The 22,508-nt window shown below is 70.6% G+C and carries 22 protein-coding genes; 19 read left to right on the top strand and 3 right to left on the bottom strand.

The genetic code is table 11. The annotated features are described in order from the left end of the window. The first annotated feature begins 9 nt into the window (after positions 1–9). The 15 genes from pafA (at position 10) to ADL25_RS01255 (ending at position 15,615) form a co-directional block, all read left to right on the top strand. Entirely contained in the window at positions 10–1,371 is a 1,362-nt protein-coding gene (gene pafA / locus ADL25_RS01325; RefSeq protein ID WP_059125684.1) for a Pup--protein ligase, read from the top strand. Positions 1,372–1,498: 127 nt separating this feature from the next. After that, positions 1,499–2,503: an FKBP-type peptidyl-prolyl cis-trans isomerase gene (locus tag ADL25_RS01320; RefSeq protein WP_059125683.1), complete on the top strand. Its 1,005-nt coding sequence runs from the start codon at positions 1,499–1,501 to the stop codon at positions 2,501–2,503. 70 nt (positions 2,504–2,573) lie between these two features. Then, complete coding sequence (locus ADL25_RS01315; RefSeq protein ID WP_059125682.1) at positions 2,574–2,945, top strand: FKBP-type peptidyl-prolyl cis-trans isomerase; 372 nt, start codon at positions 2,574–2,576, stop codon at positions 2,943–2,945. A 374-nt stretch (positions 2,946–3,319) separates the two neighbouring features. Further along, positions 3,320–4,297, top strand: a complete 978-nt coding sequence (locus tag ADL25_RS01310; RefSeq protein ID WP_059125681.1) for a helix-turn-helix transcriptional regulator — start codon at positions 3,320–3,322, stop codon at positions 4,295–4,297. Between the two features lie 17 nt (positions 4,298–4,314). Further along, on the top strand, positions 4,315–5,343 hold the full coding sequence (locus ADL25_RS01305) for a helix-turn-helix transcriptional regulator (protein WP_059125680.1): 1,029 nt from the start codon (positions 4,315–4,317) through the stop codon (positions 5,341–5,343). Positions 5,344–5,423: 80 nt separating this feature from the next. Further along, positions 5,424–5,684, top strand: a complete 261-nt coding sequence (locus ADL25_RS01300) for a hypothetical protein (RefSeq protein ID WP_059125859.1) — start codon at positions 5,424–5,426, stop codon at positions 5,682–5,684. Positions 5,685–5,694: 10 nt separating this feature from the next. Continuing rightward, positions 5,695–5,889: a hypothetical protein gene (locus tag ADL25_RS01295; protein WP_059125679.1), complete on the top strand. Its 195-nt coding sequence runs from the start codon at positions 5,695–5,697 to the stop codon at positions 5,887–5,889. A gap of 338 nt (positions 5,890–6,227) precedes the next feature. Then, entirely contained in the window at positions 6,228–6,506 is a 279-nt protein-coding gene (gene tatA / locus ADL25_RS01290) for a Sec-independent protein translocase subunit TatA (protein ID WP_059125678.1), read from the top strand. 47 nt (positions 6,507–6,553) lie between these two features. Then, positions 6,554–7,498, top strand: coding sequence for a twin-arginine translocase subunit TatC (tatC, locus tag ADL25_RS01285; RefSeq protein ID WP_059125677.1), 945 nt, complete (start codon positions 6,554–6,556; stop codon positions 7,496–7,498). 108 nt (positions 7,499–7,606) lie between these two features. Further along, positions 7,607–10,459 carry a DEAD/DEAH box helicase gene (locus tag ADL25_RS01280; RefSeq protein WP_059125676.1) on the top strand — a complete coding sequence of 951 codons (2,853 nt, stop codon included), beginning with the start codon at positions 7,607–7,609 and terminating at the stop codon, positions 10,457–10,459. Between the two features lie 530 nt (positions 10,460–10,989). Beyond that, positions 10,990–12,606: an ATP-binding protein gene (locus ADL25_RS01275; protein ID WP_059125675.1), complete on the top strand. Its 1,617-nt coding sequence runs from the start codon at positions 10,990–10,992 to the stop codon at positions 12,604–12,606. Next, positions 12,603–13,010 carry a roadblock/LC7 domain-containing protein gene (locus ADL25_RS01270; protein ID WP_059125674.1) on the top strand — a complete coding sequence of 136 codons (408 nt, stop codon included), beginning with the start codon at positions 12,603–12,605 and terminating at the stop codon, positions 13,008–13,010. Before ADL25_RS01275 ends, ADL25_RS01270 begins: the two co-directional genes overlap by 4 nt. Beyond that, a complete protein-coding gene (locus ADL25_RS01265) occupies positions 13,007–13,426 on the top strand; it encodes a DUF742 domain-containing protein (RefSeq protein WP_059125673.1) in 420 nt (139 codons plus the stop codon). The genes ADL25_RS01270 and ADL25_RS01265 overlap by 4 nt, the downstream gene beginning before the upstream one ends. Next, a complete protein-coding gene (locus tag ADL25_RS01260; protein ID WP_059125672.1) occupies positions 13,407–14,027 on the top strand; it encodes a GTP-binding protein in 621 nt (206 codons plus the stop codon). Before ADL25_RS01265 ends, ADL25_RS01260 begins: the two co-directional genes overlap by 20 nt. A gap of 94 nt (positions 14,028–14,121) precedes the next feature. Next, positions 14,122–15,615: a cytochrome P450 gene (locus ADL25_RS01255; RefSeq protein WP_059125671.1), complete on the top strand. Its 1,494-nt coding sequence runs from the start codon at positions 14,122–14,124 to the stop codon at positions 15,613–15,615. Positions 15,616–15,674: 59 nt separating this feature from the next. Here the strand turns inward: ADL25_RS01255 and ADL25_RS01250 are convergent, their stop codons facing one another. Next, positions 15,675–16,616: an RluA family pseudouridine synthase gene (locus ADL25_RS01250; RefSeq protein ID WP_059125858.1), complete on the bottom strand. Its 942-nt coding sequence runs from the start codon at positions 16,614–16,616 to the stop codon at positions 15,675–15,677. Positions 16,617–16,752: 136 nt separating this feature from the next. On the opposite strand from ADL25_RS01250, the gene ADL25_RS01245 reads away from it, so the two are divergent. The 4 genes from ADL25_RS01245 to ADL25_RS01230 all read left to right on the top strand — a co-directional run bounded on the left by ADL25_RS01245 (position 16,753) and on the right by ADL25_RS01230 (position 20,296). After that, positions 16,753–17,334: a GNAT family N-acetyltransferase gene (locus ADL25_RS01245; protein WP_059125670.1), complete on the top strand. Its 582-nt coding sequence runs from the start codon at positions 16,753–16,755 to the stop codon at positions 17,332–17,334. Positions 17,335–17,631: 297 nt separating this feature from the next. Beyond that, positions 17,632–18,282 (top strand): PadR family transcriptional regulator, encoded by a 651-nt coding sequence (locus tag ADL25_RS01240; protein WP_059125669.1) that lies wholly within the window; start codon positions 17,632–17,634, stop codon positions 18,280–18,282. A 227-nt stretch (positions 18,283–18,509) separates the two neighbouring features. After that, positions 18,510–19,523 carry an ATP-binding cassette domain-containing protein gene (locus ADL25_RS01235; protein ID WP_059125668.1) on the top strand — a complete coding sequence of 338 codons (1,014 nt, stop codon included), beginning with the start codon at positions 18,510–18,512 and terminating at the stop codon, positions 19,521–19,523. Then, entirely contained in the window at positions 19,520–20,296 is a 777-nt protein-coding gene (locus tag ADL25_RS01230) for an ABC transporter permease (protein ID WP_059125667.1), read from the top strand. The genes ADL25_RS01235 and ADL25_RS01230 overlap by 4 nt, the downstream gene beginning before the upstream one ends. A 52-nt stretch (positions 20,297–20,348) precedes the next feature. Here the strand turns inward: ADL25_RS01230 and ADL25_RS01225 are convergent, their stop codons facing one another. Continuing rightward, the gene (locus ADL25_RS01225) at positions 20,349–21,221 is read right to left on the bottom strand and encodes a siderophore-interacting protein (RefSeq protein WP_059125857.1); all 873 of its coding nucleotides are present in this window, start codon (positions 21,219–21,221) and stop codon (positions 20,349–20,351) included. A gap of 247 nt (positions 21,222–21,468) precedes the next feature. Continuing rightward, entirely contained in the window at positions 21,469–22,413 is a 945-nt protein-coding gene (locus ADL25_RS01220; RefSeq protein WP_059125666.1) for a 5'-3' exonuclease, read from the bottom strand. Positions 22,414–22,508: the final 95 nt, after the last annotated feature.

Here is a 22,508-nt window from a genome sequence, read left to right as displayed (position 1 = left end):
TGTTCACTCATGGACCGCCGCATTTTCGGGCTGGAGAACGAGTACGGCGTCACGTGCACGTTCAGGGGACAGCGCCGTCTGTCGCCTGACGAGGTGGCGCGGTACCTCTTCCGCCGTGTCGTGTCATGGGGCCGTAGCAGCAATGTCTTTCTGCGGAACGGCGCCCGCCTGTATCTCGACGTGGGCTCACATCCGGAATACGCGACACCCGAATGTGACAACGTGATCGAACTGGTCACCCACGACAAGGCCGGCGAGCGCATTCTCGAGGGATTGCTGGTCGATGCCGAACGTCGTCTGCACGAGGAGGGAATCGCGGGCGACGTCTACCTCTTCAAGAACAACACCGACTCGGCCGGTAACTCCTACGGCTGTCACGAGAACTATCTGGTGGCGCGGCACGGAGAGTTCTCGCGGCTCGCGGACATCCTGATCCCGTTCCTGGTCACACGGCAGCTGCTGTGCGGGGCCGGGAAGGTGCTGCAGACCCCGCGCGGGGCCGTGTACTGCGTGAGCCAGCGTGCCGAGCACATCTGGGAGGGCGTCAGCTCGGCGACCACGCGCTCCCGGCCGATCATCAACACACGGGACGAGCCGCACGCGGACGCCGAGCGCTACCGCCGTCTGCATGTGATCGTCGGCGATTCGAACATGTCCGAGACGACCATGCTGCTCAAGGTCGGGGCCACGGACCTGGTGCTGCGCATGATCGAGGCGGGCACGGTGATGCGTGACCTCACCCTGGAGAACCCGATCCGGGCGATCCGCGAGGTCAGCCACGACATCACGGGCCGTCGCAAGGTGCGTCTGGCGAGCGGCCGGGAGGCCTCCGCCCTGGAGGTGCAGCGCGAGTACTACGAGAAGGCCGTTGACTTCTGCGAGCGCCGCGGGATCCGCACGGGCACGGTGGAGCAGGTCCTGGAGCTGTGGGGCCGCACTCTGGACGCGATCGAGTCCGAGGACCTGGACCGGATCGGTACCGAGATCGACTGGGTGATGAAGTACAAGCTCATCGAGCGGTACCGCGCCAAGCACAACATGACGATGTCGCATCCGCGGGTCGCCCAGATAGACCTCGCCTACCACGACATCCACCGCCGTCGTGGCCTGTACTACCTGCTGGAGAAGAAGGGTCAAGCCACTCGGATCTGCAACGACTTGAAGATCTTCGAGGGGAAGTCGGTTCCGCCGCAGACCACTCGGGCCCGCCTGCGCGGTGACTTCATCCGCAGGGCTCAGGAACAGCGACGTGATTTCACGGTGGACTGGGTGCATCTCAAGCTCAACGACCAGGCGCAGCGCACCGTGTTGTGCAAGGACCCGTTCCGTTCCGTGGACGACCGGGTGGAGAAGCTGATCGCCGGGATGTGAACGCGGGTTTCACACCTGTCGCCGTAACGCAACGCGGGCGCCGTACGTTTGCCGTACGGCGCCCTCGTCACACCGTAGAGTTGCGCGCACGCCATCAATCAAGATCGACCGATTACGAGGCCCCATCGTGCGCCGACGCTCACTCATCCTCGCCGCTCTGCCCGCAGGACTGGTCACGCTCGCCGGATGCGGCGACGGAAAGTCCGGCTCGGGCCAGGCGAGTGCAAGCCCGTCCCCCACGGCCACGGCCCCGTCGGCCGCCCCATCGCCCAAGATCGTCGACGGACCGCTGCCTGCCATCACGGCGGGAACCAAGTTCGGCGAGAAGCCGACGGTGGCCAAGGGCCCGGGCGCGCCGTCGAAGGACCTGGCGGTGAGGACGGCGATTCCGGGCACGGGTCAGACGGTCGCGGAGAACGACTACGTCCAGGTGCACTACCTGGGCCAGATCTGGGACACGGCGAAGGTCTTCGACAACTCCTACGACCGCAAGACGCCGCTGGTGATCCAGCTCGCCCAGGGCGGCATCATCGACGGCTGGCGCTATGCCCTGCAGGGCAAGAAGGTGGGCAGCCGGGTCGAGATGTCCGTGCCCCCGACCTGGGGCTACGGCCCGCAGGGCAACACCCAGGCGGGCATCAAGGGCACCGACACCCTGGTGTTCGTGGTGGACCTGCAGAACACGTTCAGCGGCAAGAGCTCGGCGAAGGGCAAGGTCGTCGCGCAAAACGACGCCAACCTGCCGAAGGTGGGCACCAACACCGACGGCAAGGCCCCGTCCATCGACGTGCCCAAGGTGAAGGCGCCGGCGGACCTGGTGGCGAACTACGTGATCGAGGGCGACGGCGAGGCGGTGGCCGCGGACAGCAGCGTGCTCGTGCAGTACAAGGGCGTGCTGTGGGAGGACGGCAAGGAGTTCGACTCGACGTACAGCCGCGGTCAGCTCGCCTCGTTCTCGCTGCAGCAGGTCGTCAAGGGCTGGGCACAGGGCCTGACGGGCAAGAAGGTGGGCAGCCGTGTGCTCGTCGTGATCCCGCCCAAGCTGGGATACGGCGACAACCCGCCCGCGGGCAGCAGCATCAAGAAGGACTCCACGCTGGTGTTCTCGGTCGACATCCTGGCGAAGATGTAACGCCCGCGGGGATATGAGAGTGTCGGAGGTGCCGCAATGGCCTCAACACCAATGAGCAGGAGTTTTTGACGTGAGCATCGAGAAGCCCGAGATCGACTTCCCGGGCGGCGAGCCCCCGGCGGACCTCGAGATCAAGGACATCTGGGAGGGTGACGGCCCGGAGGCCAAGGCGGGCGACACCGTCTCCGTCCACTACGTGGGCGTGGCCTTCTCCAGCGGTGAGGAGTTCGACGCGTCCTGGAACCGCGGCACGCCGCTGAAGTTCCAGCTCGGCGTGGGTCAGGTCATCCAGGGCTGGGACAAGGGCGTGCAGGGCATGAAGGTCGGCGGCCGCCGCCAGCTGATCATTCCTCCGCACCTCGCCTACGGCGACCGTGGCGCGGGTGGCCGGATCAAGCCCGGCGAGACGCTGATCTTCGTCTGCGACCTGGTCGCGGTCTGATCGGGACCCGCTGAGCGGAGGCCGGGTCACCGGCGCCGTCACCGGACGCCCGGGAGGCCCGGCACGCTCGGTGGTGGTCCGGGCGCTGCGGCGCACTCCCGCCCCGGTGCGAGGGCGGACGCGACACCGCCGGACCGGGTGCGGGCACGGACCCCGGCACCGCCGGTCCGGGAGGCGCATCGGCGCCGCCGGTACCGGCCCGCGACCCGCCGCCCGACGCGGGACGGGCCCGGACCGGGGGCGACACCGGATCCGACCGGAAACGATCACCTGGGGCCCATGCCTGTACGGGCATGGGCCCTCCGCTTTTGCCGGGGCACCTGCGAGAGGTACGGTCGTCGGTCGTAGGCATCATGGGGAGGCGAAGGGCGTCGATGGCCATTGCCAAGGCAGAGCGACTGATGAACCTGGCGCTGTGTCTGCTCGGGACGCGGCGGCCGCTCAGCAAGCGGGAGCTGCGCGAATCCATCGAGGCCTATGTCGAGTCCTTCGGGCCGGAGAAGGCGTCGGCGGGCTCCGACGACTCCTTCAACCGCATGTTCGAGCGTGACAAGGACGATCTGCGCGAACTCGGCCTGGTCATCGAGACCGTCGAGAACCTGGACGGCGAGGTCGGCTATCTCGCCCGCCGCGACAGCAACCGTCTTCCGCCCATCACGCTCGACGCGGAGGAGGCCGCCGCGCTGGGACTGGCCGCCAAGGTGTGGCAGCAGGCGCGGCTCGCCGGTGCCGCGAGCGGTGCGCTGCAGAAGCTGCGTGCCGCCGGCCTGCCCGAGGACGTGGACCCGTACGAGGCGCACGGGGCGCTGGAGCCACGCATCCCCGTGCACGAGGCCGCCTTCGAGCCGTTGATGCTCGCCTGCCGCGACCGCCGCCCGGTCGTCTTCGACTACCGCAAGGCCACCGCGGCGCGTCCGCAGACGCGTCATGTCGAGCCCTGGGCGCTGGAGTGCTGGCGCGGCCACTGGTACATGGCCGGATGGGACCGCGACCGTGGTGCCGAGCGCGTCTTCCGGCTCTCCCGGATCACGGGCAAGGTCCGCAGCCGCGGCGGCGCCTTCACCGCCGAGGTGCCGGACGTCGTCACCGTCCGTGAGACCGTCGCCAGCTGGGCGGGGGAGACCGCCGACCGTTCGGCCCTGATCCGGCTGCGCACGGGCGCGGGGTACCCCCTTCGGGCGAAGGCCACCGCCGTGCGGGAACTCGGTGACGGGTGGGACGAGTTGGAGATTCCGTACGGGCACGGCCTCGACGCCTGGCTGGTGGAGTTCGGACCCGATGTCGTGGTCCTGGAGCCGGCGGAGCTGAGGGCCGACGTGGTGGACCGACTGCGCGCCGTGGCCAAGGGCTGAGGGGGAGGGGCACGAACGTGGCAGGCAAACCGGCCAGACCGGCGAACGCCATCGACCAGACCCGGCGGATGCTGTCGCTGGTGACCTATCTGCGGGAGCGTCCCGGCGCCCGCATCGAGGACGTCGCCCGGGCCTTCGGGATCACCGAGGACGAGCTCGTCTCGGACCTCGATGTGCTCCCGATGTGCGGGACCAGCTTCCGCGGCGGTGATCTGCTCGACATCGACACCGACGGCGAGCGCATCTGGTGGCACAATCCGGCCGCCCTCGGGGCGGACGCCGCCGAGCCGCTGCGGCTGGCGGCCGACGAGGCGACCGCACTGCTGGTCGCCGCCCGGGCCGTCGCCACCCTGCCGGGTCTGCGGGAGAGCGACCGCCAGGCCCTGCTGCGCGCCACCGCGAAGGTGGAGACCGCCGCAGGGGAGGCCGCGGGTGCCAGCTCCCGGCTCTCGGTCACCTTCGAGTCCGAGGGCGGCGTCTTCGCCGACGTCGACCGGGCCATCTCGGAGCGGCGCCGACTGTGGATCCGCTACTACTCGCCCGCCCGTGACGAGGTCACCGAGCGCGAGATCGACCCGATCCGCCTCGTCAGCGTGGGCCATACCTATGTGGAGGCGTGGTGCCGCCGCTCGGAGGCGCGGCGCACCTTCCGGCTCGACCGGGTCGCCGAGATCAGGATCCTCGACGAGCCGTCGGCACCGCCGGAGGTAGAGCTCCGTGACCTCTCCGAGGGGCTCGTCCAGCCCGCCGCCGAGGACCCCGAGGTGGTCGTCGAGGTCGGCCCGGCGGGTCGCTGGGTGGCCGAGTACTACCCGCACGACCGCGCGGATGAGCTTGCGGACGGCGGGCTGCGTATCACCTTGCGGACCCCGGACCCGGCGTCGCTGCGACGGCTGGCGCTGCGGCTCGGGCGTGACGGCCGGATCGTGTCGCCGCAGGACCTCGCGGACAACGCCCGCCGGGCGGCAGCCGAGGCGCTTGCGGCGTACGACGGGCCGGGCGCGGTCCAGGACGGGCTGTACGACAGGCAGGAGCAGGGGCTGTGAGCACGTCGGCGACGTCTGGTGGTGCGTCGGAGCAGTCGAACGCGTCGGCCGGTGTGCCGCAGACGCCCGATGAGCCGGAGATGTCGGTGCGCACGGCGTTCGCCGGCATGCGGCGGGTGGCCGACGTGGTGTTCAGGGCCGGCTGCCCGGACTGCCGGGGCCGCTTCGAACTGGGGGCGGGCGCGCTGCGGCTGGCCATCGGCGCCAGCAGCAAGACCACCTTCTACTCCTTCACCTGCCCCGAGTGCGGCGCCCTGGTCCGCAAGCCGGCGGGGGAGCGTGTTGTCGAGCTGCTCACCGGGGGCGGGGTGCGGACCCTGCGGCTGCACTCGACCCTCTAGGCTCGGCGTCATGTTCTGGCCGATGCTGGCGATCGCCCTGGGATTCCTCGGGCTCGCCGTTCTGAGTGTGTTCGCCGTCCGCGTCTTCGTGGAGGCGGAGCGTCTCGGGCGGCAGGTCTCGGAGTCCGCACGCCGGATCAACCGCGCCGCGGAGGACCTGGAGACGGCCGCCGTCGGCGCCGCACGGGCCGCCGACCGGATATGAAACAGGTGTGAGCCGTGCACGGTCCCCGGCGCCGCCCGGGCGCCGTGCGGACGGACATCCGGGCCGCTCGGGCCGCTCACCGGCTGCTCCGCGATGCGAACGGAGCAGCCCCACGGCCGCGCAATGAGTGACCACAGCCTGTCTACTTGCCACCCGGGACAGGTACTCTCTGATCGCGGGCCCGAGAATGAGGCGCGGTCCGCAGACCGGGAGTACGCCCAGGGATTGCTCCACGTTCACTCCTGAGCGTTACGATCGCTGGACGATGGTCGGACGCATGTCCGACTGATCGGACAGCAACCCGACCCCATGCCGCCTCGGTGAGAAGGTAAAGACTTATGTTCGGACGGCTCGGAGCTCCCGAGATCATTCTCATCCTCGTCGTCATCATCCTGCTGTTCGGCGCGAAGAAGCTTCCGGACATGGCCCGGTCCCTCGGCAAGTCCGCGCGCATTCTGAAGAGCGAGGCCAAGGCGATGAAGGACGACGGCAAGCCGTCCGCGCCGGCCGGTCCGCCGAACGACGAGGCCTCCGCGCAGCGCACCATCCAGGCCGCTCCCGGCGATGTGACCAGCTCCCGCCCGGTCACCGAGCCGACGGACACGACCCAGCGCTGACGCAGGGCCGGATGCCTCCGGCCCGCCGCATGAGATGAGGACGTGGGTTGCTCAAGCCTGCCCGCAAGGAGAAGGACCCCGAGGGGCGGATGCCCCTTGCGGACCACCTTCGTGAGCTCCGCAACCGGCTCGCGAAGGCGATGCTGGCCATCATCCTGGTCACGGTCGTCGCCGCCTTCTTCTACAACGACATCATCAACTACCTCACCAAGCCGATCCTCGACTCGGTCGGCTGCGGTAAGACGTTCGAGGAACTGGCGAGGTCGACCGAACACGCACAGCCGTGCGCGCGGATCACGATCAACGGCCTGCTCGCTCCCTTCACGCTCGCCCTCCAGGTCTCGCTGACGGCGGGCATCGTGTTCGCCTCGCCGGTCTGGCTGTACCAGCTGTGGGCGTTCGTGGCGCCCGGGCTGCACCGGCACGAGCGGAAGTACGCCTACGCCTTCGTGGGGACCGGCGTCCCGCTGTTCCTCGGCGGCGCCTACTTCGCGTACCGGGTGCTGCCCACCACCGCCAAGGTGCTCATCGACTTCACCCCGGGCGGGGTCGACAACCTGCTGCCGCTCGACGACCTGCTCCAGCTCGTCACGCGCATGGTGGTCGTCTTCGGTCTGTCATTCGAGCTGCCCCTGCTGCTGATCATGCTCAACATGACCGGGATGATCGCCGGTAAGCGCATGCTCGGCTGGTGGCGCGCCATGATCCTGGGCATCACGGTCTTCGCGGCCGTCGCCACCCCGAGCACCGATCCGCTGTCGATGCTCGCGCTGGCCGGCCCGATCTGGGTGCTGTACTTCGCCGCGGTCGCCTTCTCGCTGATCAACGACCGGCGCAGGCGGCTGCGCGACTCCTCGGGACCGGACGACGACGAGGCCTCCGACCTGGACTTGACCCCCGAGGACATCGGCGAGGCCGAGTCGGTGTCGGCCGGCGGCGCACCGGCGGAGCCGGGTACGGACCGGGTCAACGGCTACGACGACGTCACCTGATCCGACCGGCGCCCCGGGCGCCTTGACGGACCGTCCCACGGGCCCCACCGAGTACAACGGTGGGGCCCGTCGCCGTCGGCGGCATGGCCAGGGGCCTTGATCCGGATAATGATCGTCCTGTTGTCAGCGACGCCCGGTACGCTCGAAAGTACGATGACAGAGGACCTCTCACCGGCCGAGCGGTACGCCGCAGCCCGCCAGCGGGCTGCCGAGCAGGCCACCGCCCTCGCCTCCTTCCGCGAGATGTACGACTTCGGTCTCGACCCCTTCCAGATCGAGGCCTGTCAGGCACTCGAGGCCGGCAAGGGCGTACTGGTGGCCGCACCCACCGGCTCCGGCAAGACGATCGTCGGCGAGTTCGCCGTCCACCTCGCCCTGAAGCAGGGCAAGAAGTGCTTCTACACGACACCCATCAAGGCGCTGTCGAACCAGAAGTACTCCGATCTGAGCCGCCGCTACGGCGCGGCCAAGGTCGGCCTCCTGACCGGCGACAACAGCGTCAACTCGGACGCCCCGATCGTCGTCATGACCACCGAGGTCCTGCGGAACATGCTCTACGCGGGCTCGCAGACCCTCCTCGGCCTCGGTTATGTGGTCATGGACGAGGTGCACTACCTCTCCGACCGCTTCCGCGGCGCCGTCTGGGAGGAAGTGATCATCCACCTGCCCGCGTCGGTGACCCTGGTGTCCCTGTCGGCGACCGTGTCCAACGCCGAGGAGTTCGGCGACTGGCTCGACACCGTCCGCGGGGACACCGAGGTGATCGTCTCCGAGCACCGGCCCGTGCCGCTGTTCCAGCATGTGCTGGCCGGCCGCCGGATGTACGACCTGTTCGAGGAGGGTGAGGGCCACAAGAAGGCCGTCAACCCCGATCTGGCGCGCCTCGCCCGCACGGAGGCCACCCGCCCGTCCTACACGGACCGCAGACGCGGCCGTGCCATGCGCGAGGCCGACCGTGAGCGGGAGCGCAGACAGCGCGCCCGGGTGTGGACTCCGGGCAGACCCGAGGTCATCGAGCGCCTCGACTCCGAGGGCCTGCTGCCCGCCATCACCTTCATCTTCAGCCGCGCCGCCTGCCAGGCCGCCGTCGAGCAGTGCCTGTACGCGGGACTGCGGCTCAACAACGAGGAGGAGCGCGAGCAGGTGCGCGCCCTCGTCGAGGAGCGCACCGCCTCGATCCCGCCCGAGGACCTGCACGTCCTCGGCTACTACGAATGGCTGGAGGGCCTGGAGCGCGGCATCGCCGCCCACCACGCAGGCATGCTCCCGACGTTCAAGGAAGTCGTCGAGGAACTCTTCGTCCGCGGCCTGGTGAAGGCCGTGTTCGCCACCGAGACCCTGGCGCTCGGCATCAACATGCCGGCGCGCTCGGTGGTGCTGGAAAAGCTCGTCAAGTGGAACGGCGAGCAGCACGCCGACATCACCCCCGGTGAGTACACTCAGTTGACCGGCCGTGCGGGCCGACGCGGCATCGACATCGAGGGCCACGCGGTGGTGCTGTGGCAGCGCGGCATGAACCCCGAGCACCTCGCGGGCCTCGCCGGCACGCGCACCTACCCGCTGCGCTCTAGCTTCAAGCCGTCGTACAACATGGCCGTGAACCTGGTCGAGCAGTTCGGCCGGCACCGCTCGCGCGAACTCCTCGAGACGTCCTTCGCGCAGTTCCAGGCCGACAAGTCGGTCGTGGGCATCTCCCGTCAGGTCCAGCGCAACGAGGAAGGACTCGCGGGCTATCAGGAGTCGATGACCTGCCACCTCGGCGACTTCGGGGAGTACGCCCGGTTGCGCCGCGAGCTCAAGGACCGCGAGACGGAGCTGGCGCGGCAGGGCGCGGTGGAGCGACGTGCGGAGGCCGCCGTGGCCCTGGAGAAGCTCAAGCCCGGTGACGTCATCCACGTCCCCACCGGCAAGTACGCCGGTCTGGCCCTCGTCCTCGACCCCGGCCTGCCCGCCGGCCGCTCCAACGGCCACCGCGGCTTCGAACAGCACGACGGCCCGCGTCCTTTGGTCCTGACCGTCGAACGGCAGGTCAAACGGCTGGCGGCCATGGACTTCCCGGTGCCCGTCGAGCCGCTGGAGCGGATGCGCATCCCCAAGTCGTTCAACCCGCGCTCGCCGCAGTCCCGTCGCGACCTGGCCTCCGCCCTGCGCAGCAAGGCCGGGCACATCCCGCCCGAGCGGCACCGCAAGAGGCGTGCCGCGGCGGCAGACGACCGCGAGATCGCCCGGCTGCGCACGGCCCTGCGCGCTCACCCCTGCCACGGCTGCAACGATCGTGAGGACCACGCTCGTTGGGCCGAGCGGTACCACCGGCTGCTGCGCGACACCTCCCAGCTCGAGCGCCGCATCGAGGGCCGTACGAACACCATCGCCCGCACCTTCGACCGTATCGTCGCGCTGCTGACCGAGATGGACTACCTGCGCGGCGACGAGGTGACGGAACACGGAAAGCGCCTGGCACGGCTCTACGGCGAACTGGACCTGCTGGCCAGCGAATGCCTGCGGGAGGGCGTCTGGGAGGGGCTCGCCCCGGCCGAACTGGCCGCGTGCGCTTCGGCGCTGGTGTACGAGTCCCGGATGGCCGACGACGCGATGGCGCCGAAGCTGCCGTCGGGCAGGGCCAAGGCCGCGCTCGCCGAGATGGTGCGCATCTGGGGCCGGCTCGACGGTCTGGAGGAGGAGTTCCGGATCACCCAGACCGAGGGTGTGGGTCAGCGCGAGCCGGACCTGGGCTTTGCCTGGGCCGCGTACATGTGGGCCAGCGGCAAGGGCTTGGACGAGGTACTGCGCGAGGCCGAGATGCCGGCCGGCGACTTCGTCCGCTGGTGCAAGCAGGTCATCGACGTCCTCGGCCAGATCGCGGCGGCCGCCCCCGCCGAGAGCTCGACCCTTGCCAGGAACGCACGCAAGGCCGTGGACGGGCTGCTGCGGGGCGTCGTGGCGTACTCGTCGGTGGGGTGACGGTCGCACACACCTGAGCGCCCGCGGCGGCGAACGGCTCGGCGGCTCCGGTGGGCTGCCGGGCCTACCGTACCGACGCTGCGGCGCCGCCCCCCTCGGCGACCGAGGGGGGCCCAGGGCTCACCCCTGCCGATGCGAAGTCCCGAGCGCGTTGTCCGGCCGGTCCGGCGGGTGTTCCGGCAGATGACCGACGGCTCCTCAAATCGCCTTCACAGCACGGGATCTCACCCGCCGGAGAGGCTTGTTTCGTACGCCGGCACGTCATGACGCATTGTGTTCGAACGATGCCGCGGCGTGTAAATCAGCCGAGCGTACTCCTGGCCCGTGGGCATTTCAGGTGCTTGCCGAATATGACACGGCGATGATCCGCTCGGATTAGGCTCGCCCGCAGCGCACCGGGTTGAGATGTATTCGTGCGTTTGTTCTTAAACGTTATGAAGAGTCGGTTTTTGTCCGGATTCGATCCGGCGACCCCCCCGCCTCTCCTCCCCAGCATCCGCGAACCAGCCGATTCGTCTCAGAGGGCATACATGGTGAGTGTTCAATCGCCTCCCGGTGGCCGTGAACTTCTCTACACGCGCGAGCTGTTGGCGCCCGCCGTGCTGACGGCGGCGGTGACCGGGGCCGCCGCCGCGGTGGTGCCGGACCAGTTCCGGATCACCGTCGGCTGGTGCGGAGCCGTCGCCGCCGTCCTGGTGACCGCCGTCGCGGCCGTGGCGGCCCGCCGCGGCCGTACCCTCCGCGCCCTGCGCGCCGACTTCGCGCAGCGCAACGCGTACCTGGAGCAGCGCATCGCCTCCCAGGACGAGGACATCGAGTACTTCCGCGCCGAGGTGCTGCCCCGGACGCTCAACAGCCTGCGCAGCGGCGTCTCCCCCGCGGAGGTCATCCGCACGGTCGTCGACTCCCATCCCCGGTTCCGCCAACTGCCCCGACCGCAGCGGCAGTTGCTGCGCACCCTGCTCCAGATCGTCGACCGGGAGATCGCGATGCGGGACTCCTCGCAGCGTGCCTTCGTCAACATCGCCCGCCGTGTCCAGGCCATCGTCCACCAGCAGGCCAAGGAACTCAGGGAGATGGAGGAGGACCACGGCCGCAATCCCGAGGTCTTCGACGACCTGCTGCGCATCGACCACGGCACAGCGCTGATCGGCCGCCTCGCCGACTCCATCGCCGTCATCGGCGGCGGCCGCCCCGGCCGTCAGTGGCCCCAGCCCGTCCCGCTGTACAGCGTGCTGCGCGGGGCGATGTCCCGCATCCTGGAGTACCGCCGCATCGAGCTGCACTCCATCGCCAAGGTCAACGTCAAGGGCATCTCGGTCGAGCCGATCATCCACGCCGCCGCCGAACTGCTCGACAACGCCACGCGCTACTCGCCGCCGCAGACCAAGGTGCACGTAACCGCCACCGAGGTGCAGACCGGCATTGCCGTGGAGATCGAGGACGGCGGCATCAGCCTCAGCGAGGAGAACCGCGCCAAGGTCGAGAGGATGCTCGCCGAGGCCCAGGCCGGCGTGGACGTCCAGGAACTGGGCGAGGCACCGCGTCTCGGCCTCGCCGTCGTCGGACGCCTGTCGTCGATGTTCAACATGCATGTCTCGCTGCGGCAGTCCGCGTACGGCGGAGTCCGCGCCATCCTCGTCGTCCCCAACGACATGCTGACCACCGACCCCGCCCCCGGGTTCGCCCACGGCATCGGCGCCACCTCCGTGCCGACCCTGGACAACGAGGGGGTGAAGGGTCCCGAGCGCAAGTCCAAGAAGCGCCGGCCCACCACCGGCCCCCGGATCCCGCAGCACCTGGCGATGGAGGACGACGTCCCCGTCGTCACCGAGTGGACACCGGGCGGTCTGCCGCAGCGCCGCAGCCGCGTCAAGATCCCGTTGAGCCGGCGGATGGCGGAGGCCGCCGCGGCCGAGGCGGCGGCCGCCGCGGAGGCCTCGACGCACGCCCCGTGGACGCCCGAGCCCGAGCCGGAGAAGGAGGAGCCCGCCCCCGGCCTGTGGGTCGAGGCCTTCATGAACGGGCTCAAGGCCGACCCGGACCCGAACGCCTTCTCCGCCGGCCCTCCGGCCGACGCCCCGTACGCATCCACCAACGACGAGCCGGCCCCGGCCCGGGCCGACGACGAGGGGGACCTCAAGTGATCCAGCAGCGAGGAAGCTTCGACTGGTTGCTGAAGGAACTCGCCGACGGCGTACCGGGCGTTCACCAGGTCGTGGTGCTCTCCGCCGACGGTCTGCGCATCGCCCGCTACGGCGGTGACCCCGACGCGGCCGACCGTGTCGCCGCGGCCTGTGCCGGACTGCAGAGCCTCGCGGGGGCGGTCGCGGCCGAGATCCCGGACAGCGACGGCCGGATGCGCATGGTCATCATCGAGATCGACGGCGGTTACTTCTACATGATGGCGGCCGGCCCCAACGCCTACCTTGCGGTGCTGGCCGACACGGTCGCCGAGGCCGGGCTGATGAGCAACCGCATGCGGGACCTCGTGGTCCGCATCGGCTCCCATCTCACCAGCCCGCCGCGGCGCAACGGGCAGACCGTATGACTCCTCCGCGACGCCGTCGGCGCGACCCCGAGCAACAGCCGCCGCCGGGGCCCGCCCCGGCGGGCCCCGGCGGAAAGGAGGGTGAGCAGAGGCAACCCGAGCGGTTGTACATCCTCACCGGCGCGACCGACGGGGGCGAGCGGGCCTCCATCGACCTGGTCACCCTGATCGTGGCGTGCGCCGACCCCCAACCCACGGCCACGCCGGAGCAGTCGGCGCTGCTCCGGCTGTGCCGGTCACCCCTGTCCGTGGCCGAGATCTCGGCCTACCTCAGCCTGCCGTTCAGCGTCGTGACCCTCCTGCTCACCGACCTGCTGGCGGCCGAACTGGTCCAGGCACGCGCCCCCGTCGTCCGGAAGGCGACGCCCGACCGTTCCCTTCTCGAAGCGGTGATGCATGGACTGGAAAAGCTCTGACCCCGTCCCCGGTCCACGGGCCGAGGACCATCTGCCGCACACGGCACGGGCAGCGGTCAAGATCGTGATCGTGGGCGGCTTCGGGGTCGGCAAGACGACCATGGTCGGTTCCGTCAGCGAGATCAGACCGCTGACGACCGAGGAGACCATGACCCAGGCGGGTGTCGGGGTCGACGACAACTTCGGTTCCGACAGCAAGACGGCCACCACCGTGGCGATGGACTTCGGCCGGATCAGCATCACCGAGCAACTGGTGCTGTACCTGTTCGGCACCCCGGGCCAGGAACGCTTCTGGTTCCTGTGGAACGGCCTGTTCGAGGGGGCCCTCGGCGCGGTGGTGCTGCTCGACACCCGCCGTCCGGAGGTCAGCTTCGACGTCATCGGCCGGCTCGAGGAGCGCGGCGTGCCGTTCGTGGTCGCCGTCAACTCCTTCCCGGGCGCGCCCCGTCACCCGATGAGGGAGCTGCGCGCCGCGCTCGACCTGTCCGACGAGATCCCGATCGTGGAGTGCGACGCGCGGCGCCGGGCCTCCAGCCGCGACGTCCTGATGACGCTGATGCACTTCCTGCACTCGCTGGCGACGGCCCGCGCGCCCGTCTGATCGCGGCGTCCGTCGCCCGCACCCCGCCGCACCCGTCCGCACGTCCCGTCCCCACCCCCGACACCGGATCCACCTCAGCTTCGGAGCGACCATCGTGACGCCTGAATCCCACTCCCTGATCGGCAGGGACCTCACCGGTACGGACGACTCGACCCCCACGCCTCCGCCGGGCTGCCCGGCCCACGGCCGCGGCCCCGGTGGCGCGCACCGGCTGTACGGTCCGGAGGCGGAGGACCTGGGGGCCCTGTACGAGAAGATGCGTGCCGAACACGGCGCCGTGGCGCCCGCGCTGCTCCACGACGACGTCCCGATCTGGGTGGTGCTCGGCCACAGCGAGAATCTGCACATGGTGCGGTCACCCGCACAGTTCACGCGGGACAGCCGTGTGTGGGCGCCGCTGATGTCGGGCGAGGTAAAGCCGGACCACCCGCTGAGCCCGCACTTCGCCTGGCAGCCCATCTGCTCGCACGTCGAGGGCGACGAGCACCTCAGGCTGCGCGGCGCCGTCACCGGCGCCGTCTCGACCATCGACTACCGGGGTCTGCGCCGCCACATCAACCGCGCCACGCAGATGCTGGTCAACCGCTTCTGCGAGACGGGCCGGGCCGATCTGGTCGGCCAGTTCGCCGACCACTTGCCGATGGCGGTGATGTGCGAGGTCCTCGGCATGGCGGACGAGTACAACGACCGGATCGTGCAGGCCGCCCGCGACATGCTCAAGGGCACCGAGACCGCGATCGCCAGCAACCAGTACATCGTGGACGCGCTGACCCGGCTCACCGCCCGGCGCCGCGCCCAGCCCGAGGACGACTTCACCAGCCACCTCGTCAACCACCCGGCCGCGCTCACCGACGGTGAGATCCGGGAGCATCTGCGGGTCGTCCTGATCGCCGCCTACGAGGCCACGGCGAACCTCCTCGCCAACGTGCTGCGCGTGATCCTCACCGATCCGCGCTTCAGGGCCCAGCTCAACGGCGGGCAGATGACGGTGCCCGAGGCGGTGGAGCAGTCCCTGTGGGACGAGCCGCCCTTCAGCAGCATTCTCGGCTACTACGCCAAGCAGGACACCGAGCTGGGCGGCCGGCGCATCCGCAAGGGCGACGGACTCCTGCTGGGCATCGCGCCCGGCAACGTCGACCCCCGGGTGCGGCCCGACCTCTCCGCCAACATGCAGGGCAACCGCTCCCACCTCGCCTTCGGCGGCGGCCCGCACGAGTGCCCGGGCCAGGACATCGGCCGTGCCATCGCCGACACCGGGATCGACGCACTGCTGATGCGGCTGCCGGACATCCGGCTCGACTGCGGGGAGGACGCACTGCAGTGGACCGGGTCCATCGCGTCGCGGCATCTGGTGGAGCTGCCGGTGCGGTTCGAGCCGAGGCCGCCGCAGGACACGACCCAGCGGCCGTCGCTGCACGCGATGCCGCATCAGCGTCCCGGATGGCTGGTCGCGACGCCCGGTTCGGCGGCCACCGCTCCGGTCCCGGAGGCCGCTCCGCCGGTCCCGCCGGTGCCCTCCGTGGCACCGGCGCCGCCGGAACGTCCCGGAGTGTGGCAGCGCCTGGTGCGGTGGTGGCGGGGCGAATGAGCCGGGGACCGGCGTCGTCACGGCCGCCGGGCGCCGGTCCTGCGCAGGGTGGACGGCGCCTAACGGGCCCATGACTCGTATGCCGTCCAGGCCTCGAGCGCCCTCCCACTGACGAAGCGATGCGCGTGCCCCGTGACCGGATCGGTGAACTCCAGTACCCGTGCGAGCAGTTGGAGCGGCCGCCGGAAGTCGCCGGCCGGCCCGGGGTCGGCCACCACCGGGTAGAGGGGATCGCCGAGGATGGGCAGCCCCAACGCGTTCATGTGGACGCGCAGCTGATGGGTCTGCCCGGTGTGCGGCAGCAGGCGGTAGCGACCGCGCCCGGCGCGGTTCTCCAGCAGCTCGATCCGGCTCACCGCGTTGGGCTCGCCCACCACCTCGCGGGCCGTCAGCACCCCGCGCTCCTTGACGATCCGGCTGCGCACGGTGTGCGGCAGGGACACCCCGGGGGCGTAGGGCGCCACGGCCTCGTACTCCTTGGCGACCCTGCGGTCGCGGAACAGCGTCTGGTACCTGCCGCGTTCCGCGGGCCGCACGGTGAACAGGACGAGCCCGGCGGTGAGCCGGTCCAGCCGGTGCGCCGCGGACAGCGCGGGGATGCCGAGGTCGCGCCGCAGCCGGGCCAGGGCGGTCTCGGTGACATGGCTGCCGCGCGGGGTCGTGGCGAGGAAGTGCGGCTTGTCGGCGACCACGATGTGCTCGTCCCGGTACACCACCTCCACCGGGAAGGGCACCCGCACCTCGTCGGGCAGCGTGCGGTGGAACCACACATACATGCCCGGCACGTACGCCGTGTCATGTGTGACGGGCCGTCCGTCCACCCCGACGATCAGACCCGCGTCCAGCATGCCGTCGATCACCCCGGCCCCGGCGGCCAGCCGCGCCACGAGATGATCCCGCACGGTGTCCCACGCCCCGTCGAAGGGCAGCCGTACCCGCACGGGATCGATCCCGTCGCGCTGCGGCAGGGGAGAGGGCGGGGCCGGGGGTTTGCGTCGCATCACCGCCCAGCGTACGAGGGGGCGCGGGCACCGGCGGAACGGGATCGGGCGCGGAGGGCCGCGGCCGGCCCGGTGCCACGGGCGGACGGCCGGAATCCGCCGGGTGCGGTGCCGGGCGGTTGGCAGGATGTCGGGCATGCCATTCCTGATCAGTGGCGTTCTGCCGCCCGGAGCCCTCGCTCGCACCGCACAGCCCACCATCACCGGTGACGGCCTGGTCCTGCGTCCCTGGACGGCCGCGGACGCGCCCGCCGTGTACGAGGCGTTCCAGGACCCCGCCTTGCAGCAATGGCACATTCGCGGCGCCGACTCCGAGGACGAGGTGCGCGACTGGATAGCCGAGTGGGTGAGGTCGTGGAGGGGGGAGCGGCAGGCCCAGTGGGCGGTGGTGGACCCCGGTACCGGTGCACTGCTGGGCCGCGTGGCCCTGCGCAACATGCTGCTCGGTGACGGCGCGGCCGAGGTGGCGTACTGGACGGTCGCCGCCGCCCGGGGCCGGGGTGTCGCACCGCGCGGGGTGACCGCGCTCGCGCGCTGGGCCTTCGGCGTCGGCTTCCACCGCCTCGAGTTGACGCACTCCGTCCGCAACGAGGCGTCCTGCCGCGTCGCCACGAAGACGGGCTTCGCCCTGGAGGGCACCAAGCGCAGCGCCCTGCTCCACCCGGACGGCTGGCACGACATGCACCTGCACGCGCGGCTCGAGGGTCATCCGGCCTAGGGCCCGTCGTTCGGACGGTGCAGGCGTCGCGGGGCGTGGCACCCATATGCCGCGCTGTCGCCGCCCCGCGTCGCCTCCCTCGCCGCCCACGTGCGGCGTGGGGGGCCCGCCGCCCGCACGCCGCTGCGGTCCGACGGGGCAGGGCGCGTCGGGGCGCTCCCTCACCCTGCGAACCGCCCGGAGGCCTTGAGAACCGTCCGGATACGCGATACATCGTGTATCTTGACCGGCGCCTCGCGGTCGCGATATGTTCGGTGACGGATATTCGGTGGAGAAGTGCAATCGAGGTGACACCCCATGGCGACGAAGCGCCGCAAGCTCGGCAACCCACTGGCACTCGCGGTCATGGTGCTGCTCACCGAGAGGCCGATGCATCCGTACGAGATCGCCCAGACGCTGCGCCGTCGCGGCAAGGACACCAGCCTGAAGATCAACTACGGCTCGCTCTACACCGTCGTCCAGAACCTGGAGAAGCACGGTTTTGTCGAGGTCGCCGACGTGCAGCGCCAGGGCAACCGTCCTGAGCGCACGCTCTACGGCATCACGGACGCCGGGCGCGACGAGGCCACCGAGTGGCTGTCGGACCTGCTCGCCGTCCCCGTGCAGGAGTACCCCATCTTCGAGTCGGCGCTGTCACTGATGGCAGTGATCCATCCCGACGAGGTGGCCCGGCTGCTCGAGGAGCGGCTGGACACGCTGGTGGTGCAGGCCGCCAGCGCGCGCGGCGGGCTGGAGAAGCTGTACGAGACGCTTCCGCGACTCTTCCTCGTGGAGACCGAGTACAAGCTCCACATGGTCGAGGCGGAAGCCGCGTGGGTGCGCGGCTTCCTCGCGGAGATCAAGTCGGGCACGCTGCCCGGCGTCAAGGAGTGGCGGACCTTCCACGAGACGGGGGAGTTCCCCGAGGAGTACCTGAAGCCGGAAGGCGGCGATGTCGGCAGACCGTAGCCGCTGAACAAGTAAAAACCCCGGCAGGGCTGTTGCAGCAGTCCCGCCAGGGTCTCGAACCCCGAGCTGAATCCGCCGTGAGGCACATCCAGGCGATCGAGGTGCGGCACACCCAGGATAGCCCGGCGCTCCTCACGTGGATCAGCAGTCATCCCTCATCAGGAGGGCGGCCCGTCCGCTGCACCGCGGACCCGTCGTCGTCCGCTGACCACAGGAGAGCAGTCGGCATGACCACCCGTGCGCCCGCAGTCGAGGCGCGTCAGCTGATCAAGACCTATCCCGGTGATGTCACGGCCTTGAACGGCATGGACATCACCGTCGAGCCCGGCACCGTCCTCGGGCTCCTCGGCCCGAATGGCGCGGGGAAGTCCACCACGGTCAAGATCCTCACCACCCTGGCCCGCCCCGACTCGGGCTCGGCCACCGTCGCCGGCCATGATGTGATGCGCCACCCCGACCGGGTGCGGCGCGCCATCGGTGTGGTCGCCCAGAACTCCGGCGCCGACCCGGTCGCCACCGGCCGTGAGAACCTCCGACTCCAGGGCCGGCTCCACGGCTTGAAGGGCCGGGCACTGAACGAGCGTGTCGCCGTGCTCCTCGAGCGCTTCTCGCTCACCGACGCCGCCGGGCGTCAGGTCAAGGGCTACTCCGGCGGCATGCGCCGGCGTCTCGATGTCGCGCTCGGCCTGGTGCACCGGCCCGAGGTGCTCTTCCTGGACGAGCCCACCACCGGCCTCGACCCGGAGGCCCGCACCGCAATGTGGGACGAGATCGGCCGTCTGGCCGGCGAAGAGGGCCTGACCATCCTGCTCACCACGCACCACCTCGAAGAGGCCGACCGGCTCGCCGGGCGGGTGGCGATCGTCGACCGGGGCCGGATCGTGGTGGAGGGCACCCCGGACTCGCTCAAGGGCGAACTCCGCGGTGACGCGGTCCATGTGGAACTGCGCGAACCTCTCGGCGAGGCCGGCGGCACCCTGCTCAGGGGTGCCCTCGCGGCACTGCCGGGCATCAACGAGACGCACCTCGACGCGAGCCGCGTCAGCGTCCGCGCCGACGACGGGGCCGCGGCGATGCCCGCGCTGCTGGGGGCACTCGAGCGGGCCGGTGTCGGGGTCGCCGCCGCGACCGTCGCCCGCCCCTCGCTGGACGACGTCTACCTCCGCTACGCCGGGCGCCGTTACTCCGACGTCGAAGCCGAGGCGGCGGGCCACCTCGCCCTCGCGGGAGGTGCGCGATGAGCACGGCGGTGGCCCAGACCTGGTACATGACGCAGCGTCAGCTCATGGTGTTCGCACGGCAGCCCGCATACGCGGTCATCACCCTGATCCAGCCGGTGATCTGGCTGTTCCTGTTCGGCAGCCTCTTCAGGAAGGTCGTGGAACTGGGCGGCTTCGGCACGGTCTCCTATCTGGACTACCTCGTGCCGGGTGTGGTCGTGATGAGCGCGCTCAGCTCCAACATGTGGGCGGGCATGGGCACCCTGGAGGAGATCCAGCGCGGAACACTCAACCGGTTCCTGACGACGCCGGTCAGCCGGGCCGCGCTGATGAACGGCAACGTCGTCCACAACGGCCTGGTGACCGCCCTTCAGTCGGTGATCATCGTCCTGCTCGGGCTGCTCGGCGGCGCCCACTGCGCGGGCGGCGTCGGCGGGGTCGCGATCCTCGTCCTCGCCGCCGTGCTGCTCGGCACGATCTTCGGGGCGCTGTCCAACGCGCTGGGTATGCTGGTGCAGGAGCGGGAGTCCATCATCGGCATCAACACCTTCCTGCTGCTCCCGCTCACATTCCTGTCCACGGCCTTCATGGCGCCGTCCCAGATGCCCTCGTGGATGCGGCACATCGCCGACTTCAATCCGCTCAACTGGGCGATGGTCGCCGGACGTTCGGCGATGTCGGAGCAGCCGGAGTGGGGTGCCGTGGCCGGCCGGGGCGCAGCGCTGCTCGGGCTCGCGGTGGTCGCGGTGTGGCTGTCGATCCGTACCTTCCGGTCGTACCAGCGCTCCGTGTGAGCCCCGCACGACACGGCGGCGGCACCGGCACGGTGCCGCCGCTCGCGGTCGGTCAGGCGGCGGAGGCGCTCTCCCGCTCCGAACTCTCCTGCTCCGAGCTCTCCTGCTCCGCTTCGATGCGGGCGTTCCACTCCCGCTTCGACGCCTGCCAGCCGTCCTCGTTGTGGCCGAGGCGCCAGTAACCGGAGATGGACATGTGCTCGCGCGGGATCTCCAGTTCCACCCGCAGGAGCCGGCGCAGCTCCTTCACGAAACTGGCCTCACCGTGCACGAACGCGTGCACCCGGCCCTCCGGGAACCGCAGTGCGCGGACCGCCTCCACCAGGGCGGCGCCGACGGGCCGGTCACCGCGGTGCAGCCAGACCACGTCCACCTCGGAGTCGATCTTCTGCTCCTCCTGCGGGCCCGTGACCTCGACGAAGGCATGCGCCGCCGCACCGGGCGGCAGCGCCTCCAGGGCGGCGGAGATGGCGGGCAGCGCGCTCTCGTCCCCGGCGAGCAGATGCCAGTCGGCGCCCGCGTCCGGGGCGTAGGCGCCGCCGGGGCCCATGAAGCGCACGGTCTCGCCCGGCTGGACGCGCACCGCCCAGGGGCCGGCGAGACCCTCGTCGCCGTGGATCACGAAGTCCAGTGTCAGCTCGCGGTGTTCGGGGTCCCAGGCCCGCACGGTGTACGTCCGTGTCACGGGCCACTGGTCGCGGGGGAAGTTCTCGCGGATGCGCTGCATGTCGAAGGGTTCGGGATAGGTGACGCCCTCGGCAGGGAAGAGCAGCTTCACATAGTGGTCCGTGCAGTCGCCCACCGTGAAATCGGCGAGACCCTCGCCACCGAGCACCACTCGCTGCATGTGCGGGGTCAGCCTCTCCGTGCGGATGACCTGCGCGGAGTGGGCCTTGCGGGCCCTGGCTGCCGGGCGCTCTGCCATGACGGCCTCCCAGTTCACGTGCTTAGGTTTACCTAACCTAGCATCTCCGGGCGGTTAACACCTCTCCCATGAAGCCTTGATGACCACATCTCGTCGGAACCCTCACGTCCGGAGCCGGGCGCGCGATGTGCACCGCACGGCCGGCCCCGCCGGGGCCGGCCGCTGAGTCACCCGGTGGGGACGTGCGAGGTGCGCGAGGGGGTTTCGGGCCGGGGTCCTGCCGGGCCCGTCGCTCGGCGGGGCCGTGTCACGCCCCGAGCGTGGTGAGCAGGCGCTGCAGTGAGCCGCCGAGCCCCCAGCGGGTCGCCAGGCCGTCGAGCGCGGCCGGGTCGCGCGGGGTACGCGGGAGGCCGGGGTCCACATCGGGGAGCGGTACATCGGCCGCGACCCGTACGACCTCGGGCGCGAGGGCGACGTACGGCCGCGCCTCGTCGAGCCGCTTGCGCTGTGCCGGGGTGAGCTTCGACGTCGTGTCGTCCACCGCGGCCATGATCCCGGCCAGGTCGCCGAACTCGGCCAGCAGCTTCGCGGCCGTCTTCTCGCCGATGCCCGGCACCCCCGGGAGCCCGTCGCTGGGGTCGCCGCGCAGCAGTGCCAGATCCGCGTAACCGGGGCCGTCGACCCCGTACTTGCCGCGGAGGAAGGCCTCGTCGGTCAGCTGGAGCGTGCCCACGCCCTTGAGCGGATACAGCACGCGCACACCGCGGGCGTCGTCGACCAGCTGGTAGAGATCGCGGTCGCCGGTGACGATGTCGACCGGGCCCTTCGCCCGGGCGGTGAACGTGCCGATCACGTCGTCCGCCTCGTACCCCTCGACGCCCACGCGCGCGATGCCCAGCGCGTCCAGGACGTCCTCGATGACGGGAACCTGGGGCGAGAGGGTGTCCGGCACCTCCTCCTCGTCCGGGCCGGCCTCGCGCTCCTCCGCCACCCGGTGCGCCTTGTACGAGGGGATCAGCTCCACCCGCCACTGCGGGCGCCAGTCGGCGTCCATGCAGGCCAGCAGGTCGTCCGGACGGTGGTCCCGGACCAGGCGGTCGATGAATTCCAGCAGTCCGCGCACCGCGTTCACGGGCGTGCCGTCCGGGGCCTTCACGGATTCCGGGACGCCGAAGTAGGCCCGGAAGTAGAGCGAGGCGGTGTCGAGGAGCATCAGGCGTCGGGTCACCTTCCGCATCATGCCGTACGCCACCGACAGCGACCCTCAGGCGACGGACATCGGGGCGGGGATGACATCTGTGAACGCGGTGTGAAGAGGATCACTCCTGTGTTTGCCGGACAAAAGCC

The sequence above is a fragment of the Streptomyces sp. NRRL F-5122 genome, assembly GCF_001507435.1.
GTDB classification, from domain to species: Bacteria; Actinomycetota; Actinomycetes; order Streptomycetales; family Streptomycetaceae; genus Streptomyces; species Streptomyces lannensis.
Note: the sequence above shows the minus strand (reverse complement) of the source record. Positions and strands in the feature narration are given on the sequence as shown.